This window comes from Roseospirillum parvum, assembly GCF_900100455.1.
GTDB lineage: Bacteria > Pseudomonadota > Alphaproteobacteria > Rhodospirillales > Rhodospirillaceae > Roseospirillum > Roseospirillum parvum.
On the sequence record NZ_FNCV01000004.1, the window covers coordinates 13,757 to 35,748 of the forward strand.

The window sequence follows — 21,992 nt, forward strand, 5'->3', positions numbered from 1 at the left end:
AGAGCGCTCTCACATATAGGCGGTCGGGACGGGCTGGCAAGCGGGGGAGGGAGTCAGTCCCGGGGCGGTTTGGCCAGCAGGTCGCCGAAGGCGGCGGGCGGCAGCGGCGGGCCGAACAGGAAGCCCTGGAACATGTCGCACGACTGGCCGCTCAGGCGCTTTAACTGGGCCTCGGTTTCCACCCCTTCGGCGACCACGCCCAGCTTCAGCTTGCGGGCCATGGCGACCATCGCCTCGACCAAAAGGGCGCCGTCGCCCTCCTCCAGGATGTCGCGGATGAACGAGCGGTCCACCTTGAGCAGGGCGAAGGGGAAGCGCTTGAGGCGTCTGAGCGAGGCGGCGGCGGTGCCGAAGTCGTCGATGGCCAGGCGCACCCCCTGGGCGGCCAGGCGCAAAAGGGTGCCCTCGATGGCCGGGCCGTCGTGCAGCAGCACCTTTTCGCCGAACTCCAGCACCAGGGCGTCGGGGGGCAGGCCGTGCTCGTCCAGGGCGGTGGCGACCATGGTCGCCAGATCGTCCTCCATCAACTGACGGGTGGCCACGTTGACCGAGACGAACAGGTGCTCCCGCCCCGGCAGGGCGCGCCAGGCGGCGGCCTGACGGCAGGCGCAATCGAGCACGATGTGCCCGATGTCGGGGCCCAGGCCGATTTCCTCGGCGATGGGCAGGAACTCGGCCGGCGGCACCGGACCGGCGGTGGGGTGGACCCAGCGGACCAGGGCCTCGGCGCCGATCACCGCCTTGCCCGAGGCATCGACCATGGGCTGGAAGTGGACCTCGATCTGGCGGGCGGCGACGGCCCGCCTGAGATCGGTTTCCATGTTGGTGCGGGCGACCATTTCGGCGTTCATGGTCGGCTCGAAGAAGCGGTAGGCGTTGCGGCCGCTTTCCTTGGCCCGGTACATGGCGGTGTCGGCGTTGCGGATCAGCTCGCCGGTGCTGTCGCCGTCGCGCGGGTAGAGCGCCACGCCGAGCGAGCCACCGATCAGCACCTCGCGCCCGTGGGCGACGTGGAACGGGGCGCGCAGGCTTTCCAGCACCCGGCGGACCACCGCCACCAGATCGGCGTGCGACCCGGGGCTGGGCAGGATCAGGGTGAATTCGTCGCCGGCCAGCCGGGCCACGGTGTCGCTTTCGCGCACCGACTCGGTCAACCGCTGGGCGACGGCGACCAGCAACTCGTCGCCGGCCTCGTGGCCCAGGGTGTCGTTGACCGCCTTGAAGCGGTCCAGGTCGATGAACACCACGGCCACCTCTTCGTTGGTGCGCCGGGCCCGCATCAGGGCCTGGCCCAGGCGGTCGGTGAACAGGATGCGGTTGGGCAGCCGGGTGATGGCGTCGAAGTTGGCCTGCTCCCAGACCTGCCGGTCGGCCTGCTTGCGGGCGGTGATGTCTTCCTTGATGGCGACGAAATGGGTGATGCGGCCTTCCGGATCGCGGATCGGCTGGACCAGGGTCATGTCCCAGTACAGCTCGCCGGTCTTGCGCCGGTTCTGGAACTCGCAGCGCCACGGCTGGCCGGCCTGGATGGTCAGCCACATCTGGCGGATGACGTCGGGCGGGGTCAGGCCGGAGCGCAGGATGCGTGGCGTGGCCCCGATCACCTCGGTGTGCTCATACCCCGAATCGGCCAGGAACTTGGGGTTGGCGTATTCGATCACGCCCTGGGCGTTGGTGATGATGACCCCCACCGGCGACTGCTCGATGGCCCGCGACAGCTTGCGCAGATCGGCCTCGATGCGCTTGGCCTCGGTGACGTCGCGCAGGGTGCCGATCACCGTGTCGCCGTCCAGCCGGTCGGCGATGTGGACGCGCACCCAGCGACTGGGCTTGTCCTCGAAACGGTCCAGCGAGCGGTCCCAGCGGCGGAGCTGGATCTCGTACTCGGGCTCCATCGGCTGTCCGGCCAGCCGGCGGCGGTGGCGTTCGCGTTGCAGGCGGGCGTCGGTCGGGGTGAACATGTCGAAGGCCGACATGCCGGGGATTTCTTCCGCCGGGCGGCCGATCAGGCGGGCGAAGGCTTCGTTGGCGAACTCGAAGCGCCCCTTGCGGATCAGCACCAGGGCGTCCTGCAGGCTTTGCACCAGGGTCAGGTAGCGCTGCTCGCTGGCCCTCAGGCTGATCTCGGCCGCCTTGCGGGTGGAGATGTCGACGACGATGGCGAACGAGCCGTCGAAGCCGCCCTCGCCGTCGGTCAGGGTGGTGGACAGCATCTGCACCGCCAGGCCGCTGCCGTCGCGGCGCTTCAGCACCGTCTCGTAGCTGCGGGTGGCGGTGCGCCGGCGCAGATCCAGGTTGTGGTCGAAGCTGGCCAGGCCGTCGGCGGCGATGGTTTCGCGGGCCGGGCGGTTGACGATCTGTTCGCGCTTCAGCCCGGTCATGGCGCACAGGGTATCGTTCACGTCGACCGTGATGCCGTCCGCGTCGACCTCCCAGTAGCCTTCGGCCAGGGCGTTGAAGATGTTGCGGTAGCGCTGCTCGCTGTTGCGCAGCAGAAGCTCGACCGAGCGGCGGTTGGAGATGTCCAGCGCCTGGAAGACGACGCGCCGGCCGCGCGCCGTTTCCAGCGGCGCCAGGGCCAGGGTGCACCACACCCCGAAGCCGTCACCGGTCAGCACCCGGCCGTCGAAGAGCAGCGAGCCGCGCCGCCCGGCCAGCAGGTGGTCGAGTCGCTCGACCAGCCGGGCGCGGTCTTCCGGCGCCATGGCCGGGGCGACATCCTCGCCCAGCAACTCCTGCTCCTCGCGGCCGAGCAGCCGGCACAGGGCGCGGTTCACCTTGAGCCAGGTGCCGGCCGGACCGACCAGCCCCTGGGCCACCGGCGCCGAGGCGAACACCTCGGCCAGCTCGGCCCATGCATCGCGCGTCGGATCGGGCGGACCCACGCCGCCCCGGCGTTTCTCTCCCTGCATGTCCCTCATGCCTCTCGGGCGCCACGCGGTGTTTGCCGTCGGGGCGCCGACGTCCCGTCCCGGGGGTTATTCTACGGATGCCGCCCGGCGCGCGTATATAGGCCTTCCGGCCACAAAAACCCTGTGGATACCTTATCCTTTGGGCCCGTGCCTCTCCCGGGGCGCCGCGTCTTTCCTGGGTCACCCCGGACCTTTGTCCAGGGTCCGCCACCCAAACCGGGTATCCAAAACCGGATATCCCAACCGGGTACCTCAAAGATCGTGGTCGCGCAGCCAGTCGGCCATGGTCGTCGCCACCGCCTGCCAGCCCGGGGTGAACATCAGGCCGTGGCCCATGTCCGGAAACACATGATGGGCGCAGTTATAGTACAACCCTGTGGCGGCAACCATCCTTGATGACACGAAAGAGTCCGCGCCGCCGCCCAGGCTGAGGCGCGGCAGATTGGCCACCGGGGTCGGGTCGGGCGCCGGCCAGGCCAGCATCTCGAGCGGGGCGCGCCGGCTTTCGGCGCCGAGAAGGGCCAGCCACGGATCGCTGACCCGGGGATCGGTGCCCGGCGGAAACAGCGCCCGGGCGACCACCGAGGCAACCGCCGCCCCGGGCCCGGCCAGTTGCACCATGCCCAGGTTGGCGAGCAGCCACGGGTCGGACATCATCATGTGCAGGCTGGGCCCCCACAGGCCGCTGGGCGGCACCGCGGCGAGCAGGATCATGCCGGCCCCGGTGCCCTGGGTGGCCGGCCGGGTCAGGTGATGCTGGACCAGGAAGCCGCCCATGGAATGGCCGACCAGGACCGGCGGCGCGCCGCAGTCCTCGCTCACCCGCTCGACCATCACCGCCAGATCGGCCAGATAGTCCTCGACCGAGGCCGAGGCCAGCGACTCGGCGCCCGAGCTGTTGCCGTGGCCGCGCAGGCTGAACGCCCGCGCCGCCCAGCCGCGGGCGGCGAACCAGGGCAGGAAGTAGGGCCGATAGCACCACGCCCCGGCAAAGGCCCCATGGACGAACAACAGCGGGTTGGGCCGGCGCTCGACCCCGGGCGGCGGATCGGCCTTCAGCACCTCGAGGCGCACCGACGGGGACGGGCCGGACTGGGACATCTCGGATTCCAAGGCTTTTTTTCCACACAGACACGGAATCGCCACCTTACCCGCCCAGCCCGTCGACTGGCGAGGTCCGAGATTGTCGCGTGGCATCAGGCACCGTTTCGACCCATATGGACATCCCCGGTGGCTTGACAGACCTATCGGCCCATCATATTTATAACGAGCCGATACTATCGTCTCGATATAACGCGCCCGCCCCGACCCCGACCCCGACCCCGACCCCGATACCGGTTCCGACAAGGTTTCCCCGCCATGGATGCCAAGACCCTCTGCCTGGGTGCCCTGGTGCTCGGCGACGCGTCCGGCTATGAAATCCGCAAGCTGTACGAGGACGGGCCCTTGAGCCACGTCCACTACACCAGTTTCGGGTCGATCTATCCGGCCCTGGCCGCCCTGCTGAGGGAGGGGCTGATCCGCCTCACCGCCGGGGCGCCGGACGCGCGGGCCGACAAGAAGGTGTATGCCATCACCGAGGCCGGGCGGCGCCGCTTCGCCGAGTTGCTGACCGGACCCCCGGCCCCCGACCGCTACCGCTCGGATGTGCTGTACGTGCTGTTTTTCGGCAATCTGGTGCCGCCGGCCCGGCTGTCGGCCATGCTCGACACCATGGCCGCGCAGGTCCAGGCCGACCTCGACCATGTGGAAAACCTGCCCCCCGAGTGCGTCCCGCCCGACAACCCGGGGCGCCGCTTCGTGGTCGAGTGGGGCCGCCACTACTTCCGAAGCACCCTCGATTTCATCCACTCCCACCGCCATCTGATCGACGGCGCCGCCCCTCCCGACGGGCCAGCGGACGACCCCGCCGAACACCGCCCCGCCCCCCACAACGGAGCCTCCTGATGCGTGCCTCCTACCTGATCGCCGGGGCCATCGCCCTGGCCGCCGCCGGCTGGATCGCCTCCGGGGTGCTGAGCGGCCCCGCCGAGCCGCCGCCGGCGGAGAGCGCGAAAGGCCCGGAGGCCGCCCCGGCCGCCGACGAGGCAGCCGAGGCGCCGCTGGCGGTGCGCGTGGCCACCGTGCGGGCCATCCCGCATGTGTCCACGCTGACCGTCAACGGGCGCACCGAGGCGGCGCGCAAGGTCTCCATTCGCACCGAGACCAGCGGCCGGGTGAGCGCCCTGGGGGCCGACAAGGGCGAGACGGTGGCGGCCGGCCAGGTGCTGGTCGAGTTGGCCCTGGACGACCGCGCCGCCCGCCTGGACGAGGCCAAGGCGCTGCTGGAACAGCGCCGCATCGAGGTCGACGCGGCGCGCGAGCTGGCGGCCAGCAACTACACCTCGCGCACCAAGCTGGCCCAGGCCGAGGCGGCGCTGGCCCAGGCCCAGGCCGGGCTGGCGGCGATCCGCCTGGACCTTTCGCGGACCCGCATCGAGGCGCCTTTCGCCGGCCTGCTCAACCAGCGCCCGGTCGAGCAGGGCGACTGGGTCGGGGTCGGCGAGACGGTGGCCACGCTGCTCGAACTGGACCCCTTGAAGGTGCTGGCCGAGGTGCCGGAGATGCACGTCGCCGCGCTGCGCCCCGATCCCGGCGGCGCGGCCGACCCCACCACGCCCCGGGTCGACATCCGGCTGATCGACGGGCGGCGGCTTGAGGGGCGCATCACCTTCGTCTCCGCCGAGGCCGACCCGCAGACCCGCACCTTCGCGGTGGAGATCACCGTCCGCAATCCCGACCACGACATCCCCGAGGGCATGACCGCCGAGGTCCGCCTGCCCCTGAGGCAGGTCATGGCGCACCGCGTCAGCCCGGCCCTTCTGACCCTGAACGACGCCGGCGAGGTGGGGGTCAAGCTGGTCGATGACGACAACACGGTGCGCTTCCTCAAGGCGCGCATCGTCGACGACAGCCCGGACGGCATCTGGCTGGCCGGCCTGCCCGACCCGGCGCGGGTGATCAGCGTCGGCCAGGAATTCGTGCTGGAAGGCCAGACCGTGCGCCCGGTGCCGGTCAGCGCCAGCAGCCCCACCGAAACCCCGGCCGACGCCGCGCCAAAGGCCGGCAACGGCCTTGAGACACCGCCCCCGGCGACCGCCGGCCCGGCCCCCATGATCGGCGCCCGCGCCGCCGGAGACCCGGCATGAGCCTGATCGACGCCGCCATCAACCGCACCCGCACGGTGCTCTCCACCCTGCTGCTGATCCTCATCGCCGGCACCGTGTCGTTCGTGGAGATCCCCAAGGAATCGGCGCCGGACATCAACATCCCGATCATCGTGGTGTCGCTCAACCACCAGGGCATCTCGCCCGAGGACGCCGAGCGCCTGCTTTTGAAACCCATGGAGCAGGAGCTGCGCACCGTCGAGGGGCTGAAGGAGATGCGCTCCGACGCCCGCGAGGGCGGGGCCAGCGTGGTGCTGGAGTTCGAGGCCGGCTTCGACGCCGACACGGCGATGGACGACGTGCGCCGCCAGGTCGACATCGCGCAGACCGAGCTGCCCGAGGAAACCGACGAGCCGGAGGTCAGCGAGGTCAACTTCAGCCTGTTCCCGATCCTCGTCGTGACGCTGGGCGGCGACGTGCCCGAACGCACCCTTCTGACCCTGGCCCGCGAGCTTCAGGACGAGCTGGAAGGCATCCCCGAGGTGCTGGAAGCCCCCATCGGCGGCGACCGCGACGAGCAGGTGGAGATCATCATCGATCCGGTGCTGCTGGAAAGCTATGACGTCTCGGCCTCGGACTTCTCGGCCTTCCTGTCGCGCTCCAACCGGCTGATCGCCGCTGGCGCCCTGGACACCGGGCAGGGCCGCTTCTCGATCAAGGTGCCGGGCCTGTTGCAGAGCGTCGAGGACGTGCTCAACCTGCCGGTCAAGACCAACGGCGACGCGGTGGTGCGCCTGCGCGACATCGCCTCGGGCCGGCGGTCGTTCGAGGACCCGCTGGGCTTCGCCCGGGTCAACGGCAAGCCGGGGCTGACCATCGCGGTCTCCAAGCGCATCGGCGAGAACATCATCGACACCGTGGCCAAGGTGCGCCAGACCCTGGCCGAGGAAACCGCCGACTGGCCGCCGGGCATCGAGGTGCACATCACCCAGGACCAGTCCAAGGACATCCGCGACAGCCTGTTCGACCTTCAGAACAGCGTCGTCACCGCCATCCTGCTGGTCATGGTGGTGGTGGTGGCGGCCCTTGGCCTGCGCGCCGGGCTGCTGGTCGGGGTGGCCATTCCGGGCTCCTTCCTGACCGCCATCCTGGTCCTGCACGCCACCGGGCTGACCATCAACATCGTGGTCCTGTTCGGCCTCATCCTGGCCGTCGGCATGCTGGTCGACGGGGCCATCGTGGTCACCGAGTACGCCGACCGCAAGATGAGCGAGGGCCTGGACCGCAAGGCCGCCTATGCCCTGGCCGCCAAGCGCATGGCCTGGCCGGTGATCGCCTCCACCGCCACCACCCTGGCCGCCTTCCTGCCCCTGGTCTTCTGGACCGGGGTGGTCGGCGAGTGGATGAAGTACCTGCCCTACACCCTGCTCGCCACGCTGACCGCCTCGCTCGTCATGGCGCTGATCTTCGTGCCCACCCTGGGCAGCGTGGTCGGCCGGCCGAGCCAGGGCAAGTCGGAGACGGCCAAGGCCATCGCCGGCGACAGCGACACCGACGTGACCCGCCTCAAGGGGCTGACCGGGCTTTATGCCCGCTCGCTGAGCCGGGCCCTGAAACATCCGGCGCTGGTCATCCTCGCCTCGGGGCTGTTGCTGGTCGCCGCCCAGGGGCTGTACTGGACCTTCGGCCACGGGGTCGAATTCTTCCCCGAGGTCGAGCCGCGCCAGGCCAACGTCTATGTCCACGCCCGGGGCAACCTGTCGGTGGCCGAGAAGAACGCCCTGGTCCAGGAGGTCGAGGCGCGCATCCTCGACTTTCCGGAGATCGCCTCGGTCTACACCATCGCCGGCGAATCCAGTCAGGTGCGCGGCGGCGGCGAGGACGTGGCGGCCGACGCCATCGGCAAGATCGGCATCGAGTTCATCGACTGGCAGCAGCGCCCGCCGGCGACCGAGATCCTGGCCCGCATGCGCGCCGCCACCGCCGATCTGGCCGGGATCAGCGTCGAGGTGAGGAAGCAGGAGGAAGGCCCGCCCACCGGCAAGCCGATCCAGGTCGAGCTGTCGGCCCGCGATTTCACCCTGCTGCCGGCCGCCGTCGAGGCGGTGCGCCAGCGCCTGGAGGCCGATTCCGACTACGTGGACGTGGAGGATTCGCGGCCCCTGCCCGGCATCCAGTGGGAGCTTGCGGTGGACCGCGCCCAGGCCGCCAAGTTCGGGGTCGACGTGGCGGCGGTCGGCGACATGGTGCAGATGGTCACCACCGGCCTCAAGTTCTCCAGCTACCGCCCGGACGATGCCGAGGACGAGATCGACATCGTCGCCCGCTATCCCCGGGCCGAGCAGACCCTGACCCGGCTTGACCGCATCACCGTCAACACCAGCGCCGGGCCGGTGCCCATTTCAAGCTTCGTCAGCCTGACCCCCAAGGCCAGCACCGGCACCCTGAGCCGGGTCGACGGCAAGCGGGTGATGACCATCAAGGCCGACGTGGCGCCGGGGGTGTTGCCGGCCGACAAGCTGCCCGGCCTGGAAAGCTGGCTCAACCAGCCGGACAGTCTGCCCGACGGGGTCAACTACCGCTTCCGGGGCGAGGACGAGGAACAGAAGAAGAGCATGGAGTTCCTGGGCAAGGCGTTCATCGTCGCCCTGTTCCTGATGGCCATCATCCTGCTCACCCAGTTCAACAGCTTCTATTCCGCCTTCCTCATCCTGTCGGCGGTGATCATGTCGACGCTGGGCGTCATGCTCGGCCTTTTGGTCTTCAACCAGCCCTTCGGGGTGGTGATGACCGGGGTCGGGGTGATCTCGCTGGCCGGCATCGTGGTCAACAACAACATCGTGCTGATCGACACCTTCGACCGCCTGAAGACGCAGACCGGCGACATCACCCAGGCGGTGCTGCTGACCGGCGTGCAGCGCCTGCGCCCGGTGCTTCTGACCACCATCACCACAATGCTTGGCCTGATGCCGATGATGTTCAAGATGAACGTCGACTTCGTCAATCGGGCGATCACCTTCGGGGCGCCGTCCATGCAGTGGTGGTCGCAGTTGTCGATCGCCGTGGTCTGCGGGCTGGCCTTCGCCACCGTGCTCACCCTGGTCTTCACCCCGTGCGCCCTGAAACTGCGCGCCGACATGGCGGTTGGGCTGGGGCGCCTGAAGGCCCGCCTGGGGCGCTCCCCCGCCGAGGCCGCCGAATAGGAGGCAGCAATGATCCCCACCCCGCGCCCAACCCCGCCGCCGCGCACCCTCAACCCCGAGGGCGCGCCGCGCCGCATCGGGGTCGAGCTGGAGTTCGCCGCCGTCTCGGCCGGCGAGGGGGCGCGGCTGGTCGCCGGGCTGTTCGGCGGCCGGGTGGTCGAGGAAGACCCGCACCGCTTCCGCATCATCGACAGCCGGCTGGGCGACTTCACGGCCGAGCTCGACAGCCAGTACGTCCACCGCGCCGAGGGCGACGCCGAAACCGCCCCGGACGACCCGCTGGAGGCCCTGCTCGACGGCTTCCAAGACCGCCTGCGCGCCTTTTTCGGCGATCTCGGCTCGGCCGTCATCCCCTGCGAGGTGGTCTGCCCGCCGGTCCCGCTGGCCAGCCTGCCCGATCTGGAGGAACTGGTCGGCGCCCTGGTCAAGGCCGGCGCCGAGGGCACCCGGGCCCACCCCTTCCACGCCTTCGGGGCGCAGCTCAACCTGGAGATCGCCGAGGGCGGCACGCCGTGGATCGTCGACGTGCTGAAGGCCTACCTGCTGCTCTCCGACTGGCTGCGCGCCATCATCGACGTCGACCTGACGCGCCGGCTGGTCGCCTTCGCCGATCCCTTCCCGCGCGACTACGTGGCCCGGGTGGTCGATCCCGCCTACCGGCCCGACCTGTCCACCCTGATCGACGACTATCTGGCCGCCAACCCGACCCGCGACCGCGAGCTGGACATGCTGCCCCTGTTCACCTGGCTGGATGAAGGGCGGGTGCGGGCCCGCATCGACGATCCGCGCGTCAAGGCCCGCCCGGCCCTGCACTATCGCCTGCCCGACGCCAACCTGGGCCAGCCCGGCTGGAGCCTGACCCTGGAATGGAGCCGCTGGGCGGTGGTCGAGCGGCTGGCCGCCCGCCGATCAGTGCTCGAGGCCATGGGCCAGGCCTGGCTCGAGCACCGCAACCGCCGCCTGCCCGGCGGGCTGGCCAACGACTGGGCGCTCAAGGCCAGCGAATGGCTGGTCCTGGCATGATGGGGGGGCGGCGGCCGACCATCGGCGTCACCTCGTCGCGCGGCCGGGCGGTGGTGATGTGGGGCTTCTACTGGCTGGCCCTGACCCTGGCCGGGGTGCGCCCGATCCGCCTGCTCGCCCCGCCGGCCGGCGAGGCGGCCCATCTGCCCGAGCTGGACGGGCTGGTGGTCGGCGGCGGCGACGACATCGGGGCCGGCCTCTATGACGGCGAGCCGGGCCTCGACGTGCGCATCGACCCGGCCCGCGACGCCCTGGAACTGGCCCTGCTGGAACAGGCCGAGAAGCGCCGCCTGCCGGTGCTCGGGGTGTGCCGGGGGGCGCAGATGATGAACGTCTTCCGCGGCGGCACCCTGCACCAGGACCTGTCCGAGGCCGGCCACCGCGCGGTGCCCCCGATGTGGAGCCCGCTGCCCCGCAAGCGGGTGAGCGCCGACCCCGACAGCCGGCTGGCCGCCATCACCGGGCGCGCCGCGATGACCGTCAACAGCCTGCACCATCAGGCCATCAAGACGCCCGGCGACAACCTGACGGTCAGCGCCCACGACAGCTTCGGCGTCGTCCAGGCGATCGAGGACAGAAGCCGGCCGTTCCATGTGGGGGTGCAGTGGCACCCGGAATTCCTGATCTTCCAGAAGGCCCAGCGCCGCCTGTTCGCCGCCTTCGTGCGCGCCGTCCGCCAAACCGGATCGGCCGCGTGACACCGTGCCAGGTCAACTGAGTGGGGCGGAGTCCCGCCGCGCCTCCGGTTGGCTTGGCGGCCCTGGTTCGTGGCGCTGGTCGGCGGGGGGGCGGTTGGGGTACAAGGCGCCCATGAATCTCGTCCGCGCCATAGCCACCGTCGGCGGCTTGACCCTGCTCAGCCGGGTCACCGGGTTCGCCCGGGACATTCTGATCGCCGGCCTGCTCGGGGCGGGCGGGGTGGCGGATGCGTTCTTCGTCGCCTTCAAGTTCCCCAACCTGTTCCGCCGCCTGTTTGCCGAGGGGGCCTTCACGGCCGCCTTCGTGCCCCTGTTCTCGCGCCACCTGGAGGGCGAGGAGCGGGCCCGGGCGCGGGCCGAGGCGCGGGCCTTCGCCGAGCGGGCGATGAGCCTGCTGGGGGTGGTCCTGCTGGCCCTGGTCGCCCTGATGGAAGCGATCATGCCGTGGGCCATCCACCTGTTCGCGCCGGGCTTTTCCGCCGTGCCGGGCAAGCTGGAGCTGGCCGCCGAGCTGAGCCGCATCACCTTTCCCTATCTTTTGTTCATCTCCCTGGTCTCGTTGCAGTCCGGGGTGCTGAACGGGCTGGGCCGCTTCGCCGCCGCGGCGGCGGCGCCGATCCTGCTCAACCTCACCCTGATCGCCTTCCTGGTCGCCCACAACACCCTGCCCGAGCCGCCGTTTTCGGGCAGCGGCCACGCCCTGGCCTGGGCGGTGTCGGCGGCCGGGGTGATCCAGTTCGTCTGGCTGTGGGTCAACTGCGCGCGGGCCGGCATGACCCTGCGCCCGCGCCTGCCCCGGCTGACCCCGGAGGTGAAGACCCTGGCCCGGCGCATCGTGCCCGGGGCGATCGGGGCCGGGGTCTATCAGATCAACCTTTTGGTCGACACCATCCTGGCCTCGCTGGTGGCGCCGGGGGCGGTGTCGTACCTCTATTACGCCGACCGGGTGACCCAGTTGCCGCTCGGCGTGGTCGGGGTGGCGGTGGGCACGGCGCTGTTGCCCCTGCTGTCGCGCCAACTGAAGGCGGGGCGCGACGCGGCGGCCATGGGCAGCATGAACCGGGCGCTGGAGGTGGCCCTGCTGTTCACCGTGCCGGCGGCGGTGGCGCTGATGGTGCTGGCCGGGCCGCTGATCGGCGTGTTGTTCGAGCGCGGCGCCTTCGACGCCGAGGCCCGTCAGGCCACCGCCGGGGCGCTGGCGGCGTTCGCCGTGGGGCTGCCGGCCTATGTGCTGATCAAGGTGCTGGCACCCGGCTTCTTCGCCCGCGAGGACACCCGCACCCCGGTCAAGGTGGCGGCGGTGGCGTTGCTCATCAACGTGGTGCTGAACCTCTCCTTCATGTGGTGGCTGGGCCATCTGGGCATCGCCCTGGCCACGGCGCTCAGCGCCTGGGTCAACGCGCTCAGTCTGGCGCTGCTGCTGCGCCGGCGGGACAGCCTGGTGATCGACGACCGGCTGGCTTTCCGCCTGCCCCGGATCATCGCCGCCGCCGGCTTCATGGGCGGCGGCCTGGGGCTGGGCGTGCATGGGCTGGCGCCGTGGCTGGCGGCGGATGCCGGGGCCTCGGCCCAGGCGCTGGCCCTGAGCGCGCTGGTGCTCGGCGGCGGGGCGCTGTTCGGCCTGCTGGCCTGGGCCTTGCGGGCGCTGCGCCCGGCCGACCTTCTTCTGCTGCGCCGCCCGCCGTCCGATCTTCCAGCCTCTTGACGCCCCAGGGGCAGCGGCCATACTCCGCGCCCATCCCTTACCCTTCCGCGAGACCCCCAAAACGATGAGCCAGAACCGCATTTTCTCGGGCGTCCAGCCCACCGGCAACCTGCACCTTGGCAACTATCTGGGGGCGATCCGCAACTGGGAGCGCCTGCAGAACGACTACGAGTGCATCTTCTGTCTGGTCGACCTGCACGCCATCACCGTGTGGCAGGACCCGGCCGAGCTTCTGCGCAACACGCGCGAGGTGGCGGCCGGGCTGATCGCCGCCGGCATCGACCCCAAGGCCAACGTGCTGTTCATCCAGTCGCAGGTCGCCGAGCATGCCGAGCTGGCCTGGGTCTTCAACTGCGTGGCCCGCATCGGCTGGATGAACCGGATGACCCAGTTCAAGGAAAAGGCCGGCAAGAACCGCGAGAACGCCTCGGTCGGGCTGTACGCCTATCCCACCCTGATGGCGGCCGACATCCTGCTCTACAAGGCCACCCACGTGCCGGTCGGCGAGGACCAGAAGCAGCACCTGGAGTTGGCCCGCGACGTCGCCACCAAGTTCAACAACGACACCGGGCGCGAGGTCTTCCCGCTGCCCGAACCGTTGATCCTGGGCGAGGCGACGCGGGTCATGTCGCTGCGCGACGGGGCCAGGAAGATGAGCAAGTCCGAGCCCTCGGACTTCTCGCGCATCAACATGACCGACGACGCCGACACCATCGCCCAGAAGATCCGCAAGGCGAAGACCGATCCCGAGCCGCTGCCCGACTCCGTGGACGGCCTGGAAGGGCGGCCCGAGGCGGCCAATCTGGTCGGCATCTACGCCGCCTTGTCGGACACCACCCGGGCGGCGGTGCTGGCCGAGCACGGCGGGCAGACCTTCGCCAGCTTCAAGCAGGCGCTGACCGACCTGTCGGTGTCGGTGCTGGGGCCGATCAACGCCCGCATGGCCGAGCTGATGGCCGACCCGGCGGAGATCGACGCCACCCTGGCCAAGGGCGCCGAGCGGGCCCGCGCGCTGGCCGCCCCGACCATGGCCGAGGTCAAGTCGGCGCTCGGGTTCCTCAACCCCACGGGCTGATTTCGGCGGCGTAACGATGCACCTTCTGGCGGCCACCCCGGGACGCATTTCCGACGGCAGCGAAGCCGTGGACCTGGGCCAGGACCCCGCCGAGGTGGTGGTGCTGTCGGCCGCCGACACCGACCTTCGGCTGCTCTCCACGGCGCGGCGCGTGTTGGCCGGGCAGGGGGTCGCCCTGCCCTCGCTGAGGCTGGCCAACCTGCTCGACCTTCAGCACCCGATGTCGGTCGACCTTTATGTGGAGTCGGTGATCGCCCACGCCCGGCTGGTGGTGGTGCGGCTGCTCGGCGGGCGCGGCTACTGGAGCTATGGCGTCGAGCAGGTGCTGGCGGCGGTGGCCAGAAGTGGCGCTCAGGTGGTCTGGCTGCCCGGCGACGCCAACCCGGACGCCGAGTTGACCCGGCTGTCCAGCGTGCCGGCCGATGTGCAGCACCGGCTGTGGCTCTACCTGATGTTCGGCGGCCCGGCCAACGGCGCCGGCTTCCTGCGCTACGCGGCCAGCCTGCTGGGCGGGGCGGACGACTGGACCGCCCCGGCGCCGATGGTGCCGGCCGGGCCGTACCGCCCGCCGGGGATTTGTTCCGATTCCGAAACAGAGGCGGCCGAGGGGCGGCCCCGGGCCCTGGTGGTGTTCTACCGGGCGCTTTATCAGGCGGCCGATCTGGCCCCGGTGGACGCCCTGCTGGCCGCCCTGGAGGCGCGCGGGCTGGCCGCCGAGGGGCTGTTCGTGACCAGCCTCAAGGACCCCCTGGTGCTGGCCACCCTGGAAGCCCGGCTGGCCCGCCGGCCGCCCGACGTCATCCTCAACGCCACCGGCTTTGCCAGCCGGCCGCCCGGGCGGCCCGGGGTGGGGGCGTTGGGCGAGGCCGACTGCCCGGTGCTTCAGGTGCTGTTCTCCGGCGGCGGCGAGGCGGCGTGGCGCGCGGGCGCCCACGGCCTGCCGGCGCGCGACATCGCCATGAAGGTGGCCCTGCCCGAGGTCGACGGCCGCATCCTGGCCCGGGCGGTGGCCTTCAAGGGGCCGGCCGGGCGCGACGACGCCTGTCAGGTGGAGTTGGCCGGCCTCGGCCCGGTCGCCGACCGCATCGCCTACACGACCGATCTGGCCGCCGCCTGGGCGCGCCTGCGGCGCACCCCGGCGGCGCAAAGGCGCCTCGCCCTGGTGCTGGCCAACTACCCGGACCGGGAAGGGCGGATCGCCAACGGGGTGGGGCTCGACACCCCGGCCTCGGCGGTCGGGGTGCTGCGCGCCCTGGGCGGCGCCGGCTATGCGGTGGGCCAGCCGCCGGCCGACGGGGCGGACCTGATTGCCCTCCTGACCGAGGGGGCGCGGACGGTGCTGCTGCCCCGCGCCGCCTACCGGGCCTGGCTCGCCCGGCTGCCGGAGAGTGTGCCCGCCCGGGTCGGCGCGCGGTGGGGCAGGCCGGAAGATGATCCCAGCTTTGACAAGGCGTTGGATGGCTTTGTTCTGAGAGTGGTCGAGTTTGGTCAGGTGGCGGTGGGCATCCAGCCGCCGCGCAGCCGGGGGGGCGACCCGGTGGCCGCCTACCACGACCCGGAAATCCCCCCGACCCACGGCTACATGGCCTTCTATGCCTGGCTGCGGCAGGGCTTCGGGGTCCATGCGGTGGTCCACATGGGCAAGCACGGCACCCTGGAATGGCTGCCCGGCAAGGCCCTGGCCCTGTCCGAGGACTGCTTCCCGGAAGCCCTGCTCGGCCCCACGCCCCACCTCTACCCGTTCATCGTCAACGATCCGGGCGAGGGCACCCAGGCCAAGCGGCGCACCGGGGCGGTCATCATCGACCACCTGACCCCACCCCTGACCCGGGCGGAAAGTTACGGGCCTCTCAAGGACTTGGAGGCCCTGGTTGATGAATACTATGAAGCCGCCGGAAGCGACCCCCGGCGTCTGGCCGTGCTGACCGAGGAAATCCTCTCCCTCTCGCGGACCATCGGCTTGGATCGCGATCTTGGTATCGAGCCTGAGGAAGATGCCCTCAGCGCATTGGGAAAACTGGATAATCACCTCTGCGAGCTGAAGGAGATGCAGATCCGCGACGGTCTGCACGTCTTCGGGCAGGCCCCCGAGGGCGACCGGCGCACCGACCTGCTGGTCGCCCTGGCCCGGGTGCCGCCGGCCGATGGCCTGTCGCTGCACCGCGCCCTGGCCGACGACCTGGGGCTGGCCTTCGACCCGCTGGACTGCCCCCTGGGCGAGCCGTGGACCGGCCCCCGCCCGGCCGTGCTGGAAAGCCTGGTCGCCGCCCCCTGGCGCAGCACCGGCGACACCGTGGAGCGTCTGGAGGCGCTGGCCCGGGCCCTGGTCGCCGGCGACCTCGCCCCCGATCCGGCCTGGACCAACACCACCCGCGCCCTGGGCTGGCTCTCGGGCACCCTGGCCCCGGCGGTGGAGGCCTGCGGGGCGGCGGAAATGGCTGGTCTGCTGAGCGGGCTGGACGGCCGCTTCGTCCCCCCCGGCCCGAGCGGCGCGCCGACCCGGGGGCGCCCCGACGTGCTGCCCACCGGGCGCAACTTCTACAGCGTCGACAGCCGGGTGGTGCCCACCCCGGCGGCCTGGCGGCTGGGCTTCAAGTCGGCCACCCGGCTGCTCGAGCGCCACCTTCAGGACCACGGCGACTGGCCCCGGGCGGTGGTGCTCACCGCCTGGGGCACGGCCAACATGCGCAGCGGCGGCGACGACATCGCCCAGGCCCTGGCCCTGCTCGGCGTGCAGCCCACCTGGGACACCCTGTCGCGCCGGGTCAGCGGCTTCGAGGTGTTGCCCCATGGCGTGCTGGGCCGGCCGCGCATCGATGTCATCCTGCGCATCTCCGGCTTCTTCCGCGACGCCTTTCCGGGGCTGGTCGATCTGATGGACAGCGCCGTGCGCGCCGTCGCGGCGCTCGACGAACCGCCCGAGGTCAACCCCATCCGCGCCCGGGTGGTCGCGGACGCCGCCGCCGAACAAGCCGCCGGGGCCGACCCCGAGGCCGCCACCCGGCGCGCCGCCTGCCGGGTCTTCGGGGCCCGCCCCGGGACCTACGGGGCCGGCCTCGAGGCGCTGCTCGACGGCGGCGGCTGGGCGGACCCGGCCGAGCTGGCCCGGGCCTACGTCGCCTGGGGGGGCCATGCCTATGGCGCCGGCCTCGACGGGGTGGCCGCCGAGGGCCTGTTCGCCCGCCGTTTGGCCAGCGCCGACACGGTGCTGAAAAGCCAGGACAACGCCGAACACGACCTTCTGGATTCAGCCGAATACGCCCCCTTCTCGGGCGGCGCGGCGGCCGCCGTGGAGCATTATTCCGGCTCCGCACCGACCACCTACCACGCCGACCACAGCCGCCCCGACAGCCCGCGCATCCGCACCCTGAAGGAGGAGATCGCCCGCGTCGTCCGGGGCCGCGCCGCCAACCCCAAGTGGATCGCCGGGGCGCGCCGCCACGGCTATCGGGGGGCGGCGGAAATGGCCGCCACCGTGGACTACCTGACCGCCTTCGCCGCCGCCGCCAGCGGCACCGTGGACGACCACCACTTCGAGCAGCTTTTCGACGCCTACCTGGGCGACCCCGAAACCCGCGCCTTCCTCGCCGAGGCCAACCCGGCCGCCCTGGCCGAGATGGCCGCCCGTTTCCGCGAGGCCATTGCGCGCGGCCTGTGGCAGCCCCGCCGCAACGCCACCCCCGGGCTGTTGGACGGACTGTTGCCCGACCGGCTATAGTCCGCCTCTCCTCCATCTTCCCATCAGGACCCTCCACCATGAGCGCCAAGCCGACCAGCCGCCGCCTGACCGTCACCGACATCCGCAAGAAGAAGGGCCAGGAGCGCGTGGTCTGCCTGACCGCCTACACCGCCTCGGTGGCCTGGCGGGTCGACGAGGTGGTCGACCTGATTCTGGTCGGCGACAGCCTGGGCATGGTCCTCTACGGCCTGGAAACCACCGTCGGGGTGACCGTGGAGATGATGATCAACCACGGCGCCGCCGTGGTCCGCAGTTCGCGCCGCACCCTGGTCTGCGTCGACCTGCCCTTCGGCAGCTACCAGGAAGGCCCCATCCAGGCCTTCCACACCGCCGCCCGCATCATGAAGGAAACCGGCTGTCAGGCGGTCAAGCTGGAGGGCGGCAAGGAGATGGCCGAGACCGTGCGCTTCCTGACCGAGCGCGGGGTGCCGGTGTTCGGCCATGTCGGGCTGATGCCGCAGATGGTCAACGCGGTGGGCGGCTTCCGCAAGCGCAACGACGGCGAGCGCATCCTGGAGGACGCCAAGGCCATCGCCGAGGCCGGGGCCTTCGCCATGGTGGTCGAGCACACCACCCCGGAAATCGCCCGCGAGGTCACCGCCGCCGTCGACGTGCCGACCATCGGCATCGGCGCCGGGCCCCACTGCGACGGCCAGATCCTGGTCACCGAGGACATGACCGGGCTGTCGGCCAAGACGCCGCCCTTCGTCAAGCGCTACGCCGAGGCCGGCGACGCCATCCGCGACGCCGTCACCGCCTACGCCGAGGAAGTCCGCGCCGGGCGCTTTCCCTGAGGCGGGAAGTACACTATCTTGTGTCCATGACACAGGAAGACCACAACCCGCCGGACTCCGACCGCCACCAGGAAAAGATGGCCCGCAAGAAGGCGGCGCGCGACCGTCTGATGGCGAGCAAGGAGGGCGACAAGCCCCTGCTCATCGTCACCACCGGCACCGGCAAGGGCAAGACCACCGCCGCGCTGGGCATGATCGTGCGCTGCCTGGGCCACGGCATGAAGGTGGGCGTGGTGCAGTTCATCAAGGGCGCCTGGGACACCGCCGAGCGCCGCTTCTTCGAAGCGCTGCCCGGCGATCTGATCACCTTCCACGCCCTGGGCGAGGGGTTCTCGTGGGAGACCCAGGATCAGGCCCGCGACACGGCGGCCGCCGAGCGGGCCTGGACCGCCGCCAAGGAGATGCTGGCCGACCCCGCTTTCGCCATGATCGTGCTCGACGAGATCAACGTCGCCATCCGCAACGGCCAACTGGATGAGCAGGTTGTGATCGACGCCATTGCCCACCGCCCGCACCGTCAGCATGTGGTGATGACCGGGCGCGGCGCCTCCGAACGCCTGATCGAGGCGGCCGACCTGGTGACCGAGATGAAACTCCTCAAGCACCCCTTCCGCGGCGGCGTCAAGGGCCAGCCCGGCGTCGAGTTCTGAGGTCTTCGCCATCTCCCTGCCCCATTGTCGGGGCATCACCGACGTCTATAGCTTCGCCCGGATCACCCATGATCCGCCCCGCCAGACCAGGAGTCCGCCCATGCCCCGCGTCCTGCTCATCGCCCTCGGCCTGCTGCTCGGGGCGCTCGCCGCGCCCGACGCCCGGGCCGCCGACATGGAAACCAAGGGCGAGGCCCTGGGCCAGCTCGGCAAGGCCATGGCGGTGACCAAACGGGTCCGCGCCGAAGCCAACTTCAAGCCCGAGATCGAGCCCATGCTGGCCCGCGCCCGGGGCGTCATGATCATCCCCGAGTTCTACAAGGGCAGCTTCATCGTCGGCGGCGCCTACGGCACCGGCCTGATGATGGTCCGCCAAGCCGACGGCAGCTTCTCCCCACCCGCCTTCTACAAGGTCATGGAAGGCAGCGTCGGCCTGCAGATCGGCGGCCAGCGGGCCGAAATCATCATGCTGCTGATGACCGACAAGGCCATCCGCGCCGTCATGAAGGACCAGTTCAAGGCCTCGGCCGGAGTCGGCATCACCGTCGGCGTGCTGGGCGGCAACGTGGGCACCGGATCGACCACCGAAATCGACCAGGACATCTACTTCTTCAGCCTGGCCACCGGCCTGTTCGCCGGCGGCGCCCTGGAAGGCGCCGTCATCCAGCCGCGCACCGACTACAACACCGCCTTCTACGGCCAGCCGGTCAGCCCCGAAACCATCCTCTTCGAAGGCCGGGTCTCCCAACCCGACGCGGCCGAACTCCAGACCGCCCTGGGAACCAACCAACTCGCCCCCGCCGCCAGCCCCCCCAACGGCACCCCCCCTGCGGTCGAAGCCGAACCCGAAACCAGCCAAGGCGCCCCCGGTCCCGCCCCGGTCAGCGAACAGGAACTGTCCGCGCCGAGCGGGAACTAGGTGCGGGAAAGGAAAGGGGCGCCGCCCCTTTAAATCCCCGCCGGGGGGACTGGGTCCCCCCGGACCCCGCCAAGTCGTTGGAGCGCAAACGCGCACACGGAGTGGAACGCTCCAGGTTATTTGGTTGCAGGCCAGCTTCGCTGGCCTGCTTAAACAAAAACCACGACGTGTTCCGCTCAGAGGCAACGATTGTTCACCAACGAATGGAGGGGGTTCGGGGGACCGCCTCGGTCCCCCGATGGGGGTTTGGGGGCAAAGCCCCCAATCAGTCGCCTGGGGGGCGCCCGGACCCTAAGGGCTTGACCAAACCGCGATGAGTCCTACTCATCGCCGGTTGGTATGAAACAAAAGCCAAGGGCGGATCGCGGCGCGATCCGCCATGGGTCCCCGCGAAAAACCAGCCGCCGCAAGGCGGCTTTCCTGCTCGGAGGGTCGCCATGACAGCGCGGCTGTTGATGGTTCAGGGCACCGGGTCCGATGTTGGCAAGTCGTTGATCGTTGCGGCGTTGTGTCGGGCCTATGTGCGGCGGGGGTTGAGGGTACGGCCGTTCAAGCCGCAGAACATGTCCAACAACGCGGCGGTCACCGGGGATGGGGGCGAGATCGGCCGGGCCCAGGCGGTGCAGGCCCGGGCGGCCGGAGTGGTGCCCAGTCGTCACATGAATCCGGTGTTGTTGAAGCCGGATTCGGATCGCGGGGCGCAGGTGGTGGTTCAGGGGCGGGTGCAGGGTCGGGCCGCCGCCGGGGATTATCAGGCCCTGAAGCCAACCCTGATGGGTGCCGTGCTGGAGAGCCTGGAGGTGCTGGCCACCGAGGCCGATCTGGTCCTGGTCGAGGGGGCGGGCAGCCCGAGCGAGATGAACCTGCGCCAGGGCGACATTGCCAACATGGGCTTTGCCACCCGGGTCGGCTGTCCGGTGGTGCTGGTCGGCGACATCGACCGGGGCGGCGTGCTGGCCCAGATTGTCGGCACCCATGCCCTGCTGCCGCCCGAGGAGCGGGAACTCATTGTCGGCTACCTGATTAACCGGCTGCGCGGCGACCCGGGGCTGTTCACCCCGGCCATCGACATCATCGGCCGCCATGTGGGCTGGCCGTGCCTGGGGGTGGTTCCCTGGCATGCGGCGGCGGCCCGCCTGCCGGCCGAGGATTCCATGGCCCTGGAGAGGGGGCTCGACAGTCCCGCCGAGGCGCCGTTGCGGGTGGTCGTGCCGAGGCTTTCAAGGATCGCCAACTTCGACGATCTCGACCCCCTGAAGGCCGAGCCCGGGGTGGCTCTTGAGATCGTCCCGCCGGGCCGGGCGCTGCCGCCGGCCGACCTGATCGTGCTGCCCGGCTCCAAGGCCACCCTGGGCGAGTTGGCGTTGCTTGCCGAGCAGGGCTGGGATCATGACATCCGGGCCCATCATGCCCGGGGCGGGCGGGTCATCGGGCTGTGCGCCGGCTTTCAGATGCTGGGCCGCGAGGTGCGCGACCCCGATGGTCTGGAGGGTCGGCCGGGCCGGGCCCCGGGGCTGGGTCTGCTCGACATGGTGACCACCATCTCGCCCGCCAAGACGCTTCGTTCCGCCAGCGGAACAACCATCGACGGCGACCTGCCGGTGGCCGGTTACGAAATGCACATGGGGGTTTCGGAAGGCCCCGCCCTCACGCGGCCCTGGCTGCGCCTGAGCGATCCCGAGCGGTTGGAGGGGGCGGTGTCGGCGGATGGCCGGGTGCGCGGCAGCTACCTGCACGGCCTGCTCGACAGCGATGCCCTGCGGGCCCATCTGCTCGGAGTGGCCGAGACCACCAACCACCACGCCCGGGTGGAGCAGGCGCTCGACCAGTTGGCCGGGCACCTGGAAAGCCACGTCGATCTCGATGCCCTGCTGGCCCGGGCCTGCCCGGCCAGGGGGGCGCCGCCCCCCTGAAGGCAGACCGGGCCGCGGGGGTTACACCAGACGGCGATGAGAGAAACTCACCGCCGGTGGTATGAATGAAAGGGGCTTTGCCCCTTTGAAACCCCACCGGGGGAGCCAGGGGCTCCCCCGGACCCCCTCCATTCATTCATTGATCGCCGAGCGAGCGGCCACTCCCTGGTTGTTTTCGCAGGCCAGCGAAGCTGGCCTGCAACCAAAAACCCCGC

At 70.8% G+C, this 21,992-nt stretch carries 14 protein-coding genes; 12 read left to right on the plus strand and 2 right to left on the minus strand.

Going from position 1 to position 21,992, the window contains the following annotated elements; all coding sequences use genetic code 11:
• Positions 1 to 53 precede the first annotated feature (53 nt).
• Together BLR95_RS07030 and BLR95_RS07035 are read right to left on the minus strand one after the other, a co-directional pair.
• Positions 54 to 2,912 carry a PAS domain S-box protein gene (locus tag BLR95_RS07030; protein ID WP_176787695.1) on the minus strand — a complete coding sequence of 953 codons (2,859 nt, stop codon included), beginning with the start codon at positions 2,910 to 2,912 and terminating at the stop codon, positions 54 to 56.
• Positions 2,913 to 3,164: 252 nt separating this feature from the next.
• The gene (locus tag BLR95_RS07035; RefSeq protein WP_176787697.1) at positions 3,165 to 4,013 is read right to left on the minus strand and encodes an alpha/beta hydrolase; all 849 of its coding nucleotides are present in this window, start codon (positions 4,011 to 4,013) and stop codon (positions 3,165 to 3,167) included.
• Positions 4,014 to 4,271: 258 nt separating this feature from the next.
• Here BLR95_RS07035 and BLR95_RS07040 point away from each other — a divergent pair, with 258 nt between their 5' ends.
• From BLR95_RS07040 to BLR95_RS07095, 12 genes are all read left to right on the plus strand, one after another.
• Positions 4,272 to 4,859, plus strand: coding sequence for a PadR family transcriptional regulator (locus BLR95_RS07040; RefSeq protein ID WP_092617548.1), 588 nt, complete (start codon positions 4,272 to 4,274; stop codon positions 4,857 to 4,859).
• Complete coding sequence (locus tag BLR95_RS07045; protein ID WP_092617551.1) at positions 4,859 to 6,100, plus strand: efflux RND transporter periplasmic adaptor subunit; 1,242 nt, start codon at positions 4,859 to 4,861, stop codon at positions 6,098 to 6,100. The genes BLR95_RS07040 and BLR95_RS07045 overlap by 1 nt, the downstream gene beginning before the upstream one ends.
• Positions 6,097 to 9,261 (plus strand): efflux RND transporter permease subunit, encoded by a 3,165-nt coding sequence (locus BLR95_RS07050; RefSeq protein ID WP_092617554.1) that lies wholly within the window; start codon positions 6,097 to 6,099, stop codon positions 9,259 to 9,261. Before BLR95_RS07045 ends, BLR95_RS07050 begins: the two co-directional genes overlap by 4 nt.
• A 9-nt stretch (positions 9,262 to 9,270) precedes the next feature.
• Complete coding sequence (locus BLR95_RS07055) at positions 9,271 to 10,284, plus strand: amidoligase family protein (protein WP_092617557.1); 1,014 nt, start codon at positions 9,271 to 9,273, stop codon at positions 10,282 to 10,284.
• Positions 10,266 to 10,982, plus strand: coding sequence for a gamma-glutamyl-gamma-aminobutyrate hydrolase family protein (locus BLR95_RS07060; RefSeq protein WP_218119507.1), 717 nt, complete (start codon positions 10,266 to 10,268; stop codon positions 10,980 to 10,982). The genes BLR95_RS07055 and BLR95_RS07060 overlap by 19 nt, the downstream gene beginning before the upstream one ends.
• A gap of 112 nt (positions 10,983 to 11,094) precedes the next feature.
• Entirely contained in the window at positions 11,095 to 12,687 is a 1,593-nt protein-coding gene (gene murJ, locus BLR95_RS07065) for a murein biosynthesis integral membrane protein MurJ (RefSeq protein WP_092617560.1), read from the plus strand.
• 64 nt (positions 12,688 to 12,751) lie between these two features.
• Positions 12,752 to 13,762, plus strand: coding sequence for a tryptophan--tRNA ligase (gene trpS / locus BLR95_RS07070; RefSeq protein WP_092617563.1), 1,011 nt, complete (start codon positions 12,752 to 12,754; stop codon positions 13,760 to 13,762).
• 16 nt (positions 13,763 to 13,778) lie between these two features.
• Positions 13,779 to 17,480 (plus strand): cobaltochelatase subunit CobN, encoded by a 3,702-nt coding sequence (gene cobN / locus BLR95_RS07075; RefSeq protein WP_092617566.1) that lies wholly within the window; start codon positions 13,779 to 13,781, stop codon positions 17,478 to 17,480.
• A gap of 38 nt (positions 17,481 to 17,518) precedes the next feature.
• On the plus strand, positions 17,519 to 18,295 hold the full coding sequence (gene panB / locus BLR95_RS07080) for a 3-methyl-2-oxobutanoate hydroxymethyltransferase (protein ID WP_092617569.1): 777 nt from the start codon (positions 17,519 to 17,521) through the stop codon (positions 18,293 to 18,295).
• A 26-nt stretch (positions 18,296 to 18,321) separates the two neighbouring features.
• The gene (cobO, locus tag BLR95_RS07085) at positions 18,322 to 18,945 is read left to right on the plus strand and encodes a cob(I)yrinic acid a,c-diamide adenosyltransferase (protein ID WP_092617572.1); all 624 of its coding nucleotides are present in this window, start codon (positions 18,322 to 18,324) and stop codon (positions 18,943 to 18,945) included.
• A 100-nt stretch (positions 18,946 to 19,045) separates the two neighbouring features.
• Positions 19,046 to 19,864 carry a lipid-binding SYLF domain-containing protein gene (locus BLR95_RS07090; RefSeq protein ID WP_092617575.1) on the plus strand — a complete coding sequence of 273 codons (819 nt, stop codon included), beginning with the start codon at positions 19,046 to 19,048 and terminating at the stop codon, positions 19,862 to 19,864.
• Between the two features lie 437 nt (positions 19,865 to 20,301).
• Positions 20,302 to 21,777 carry a cobyric acid synthase gene (locus tag BLR95_RS07095; protein ID WP_092617578.1) on the plus strand — a complete coding sequence of 492 codons (1,476 nt, stop codon included), beginning with the start codon at positions 20,302 to 20,304 and terminating at the stop codon, positions 21,775 to 21,777.
• Positions 21,778 to 21,992 lie beyond the last annotated feature (215 nt).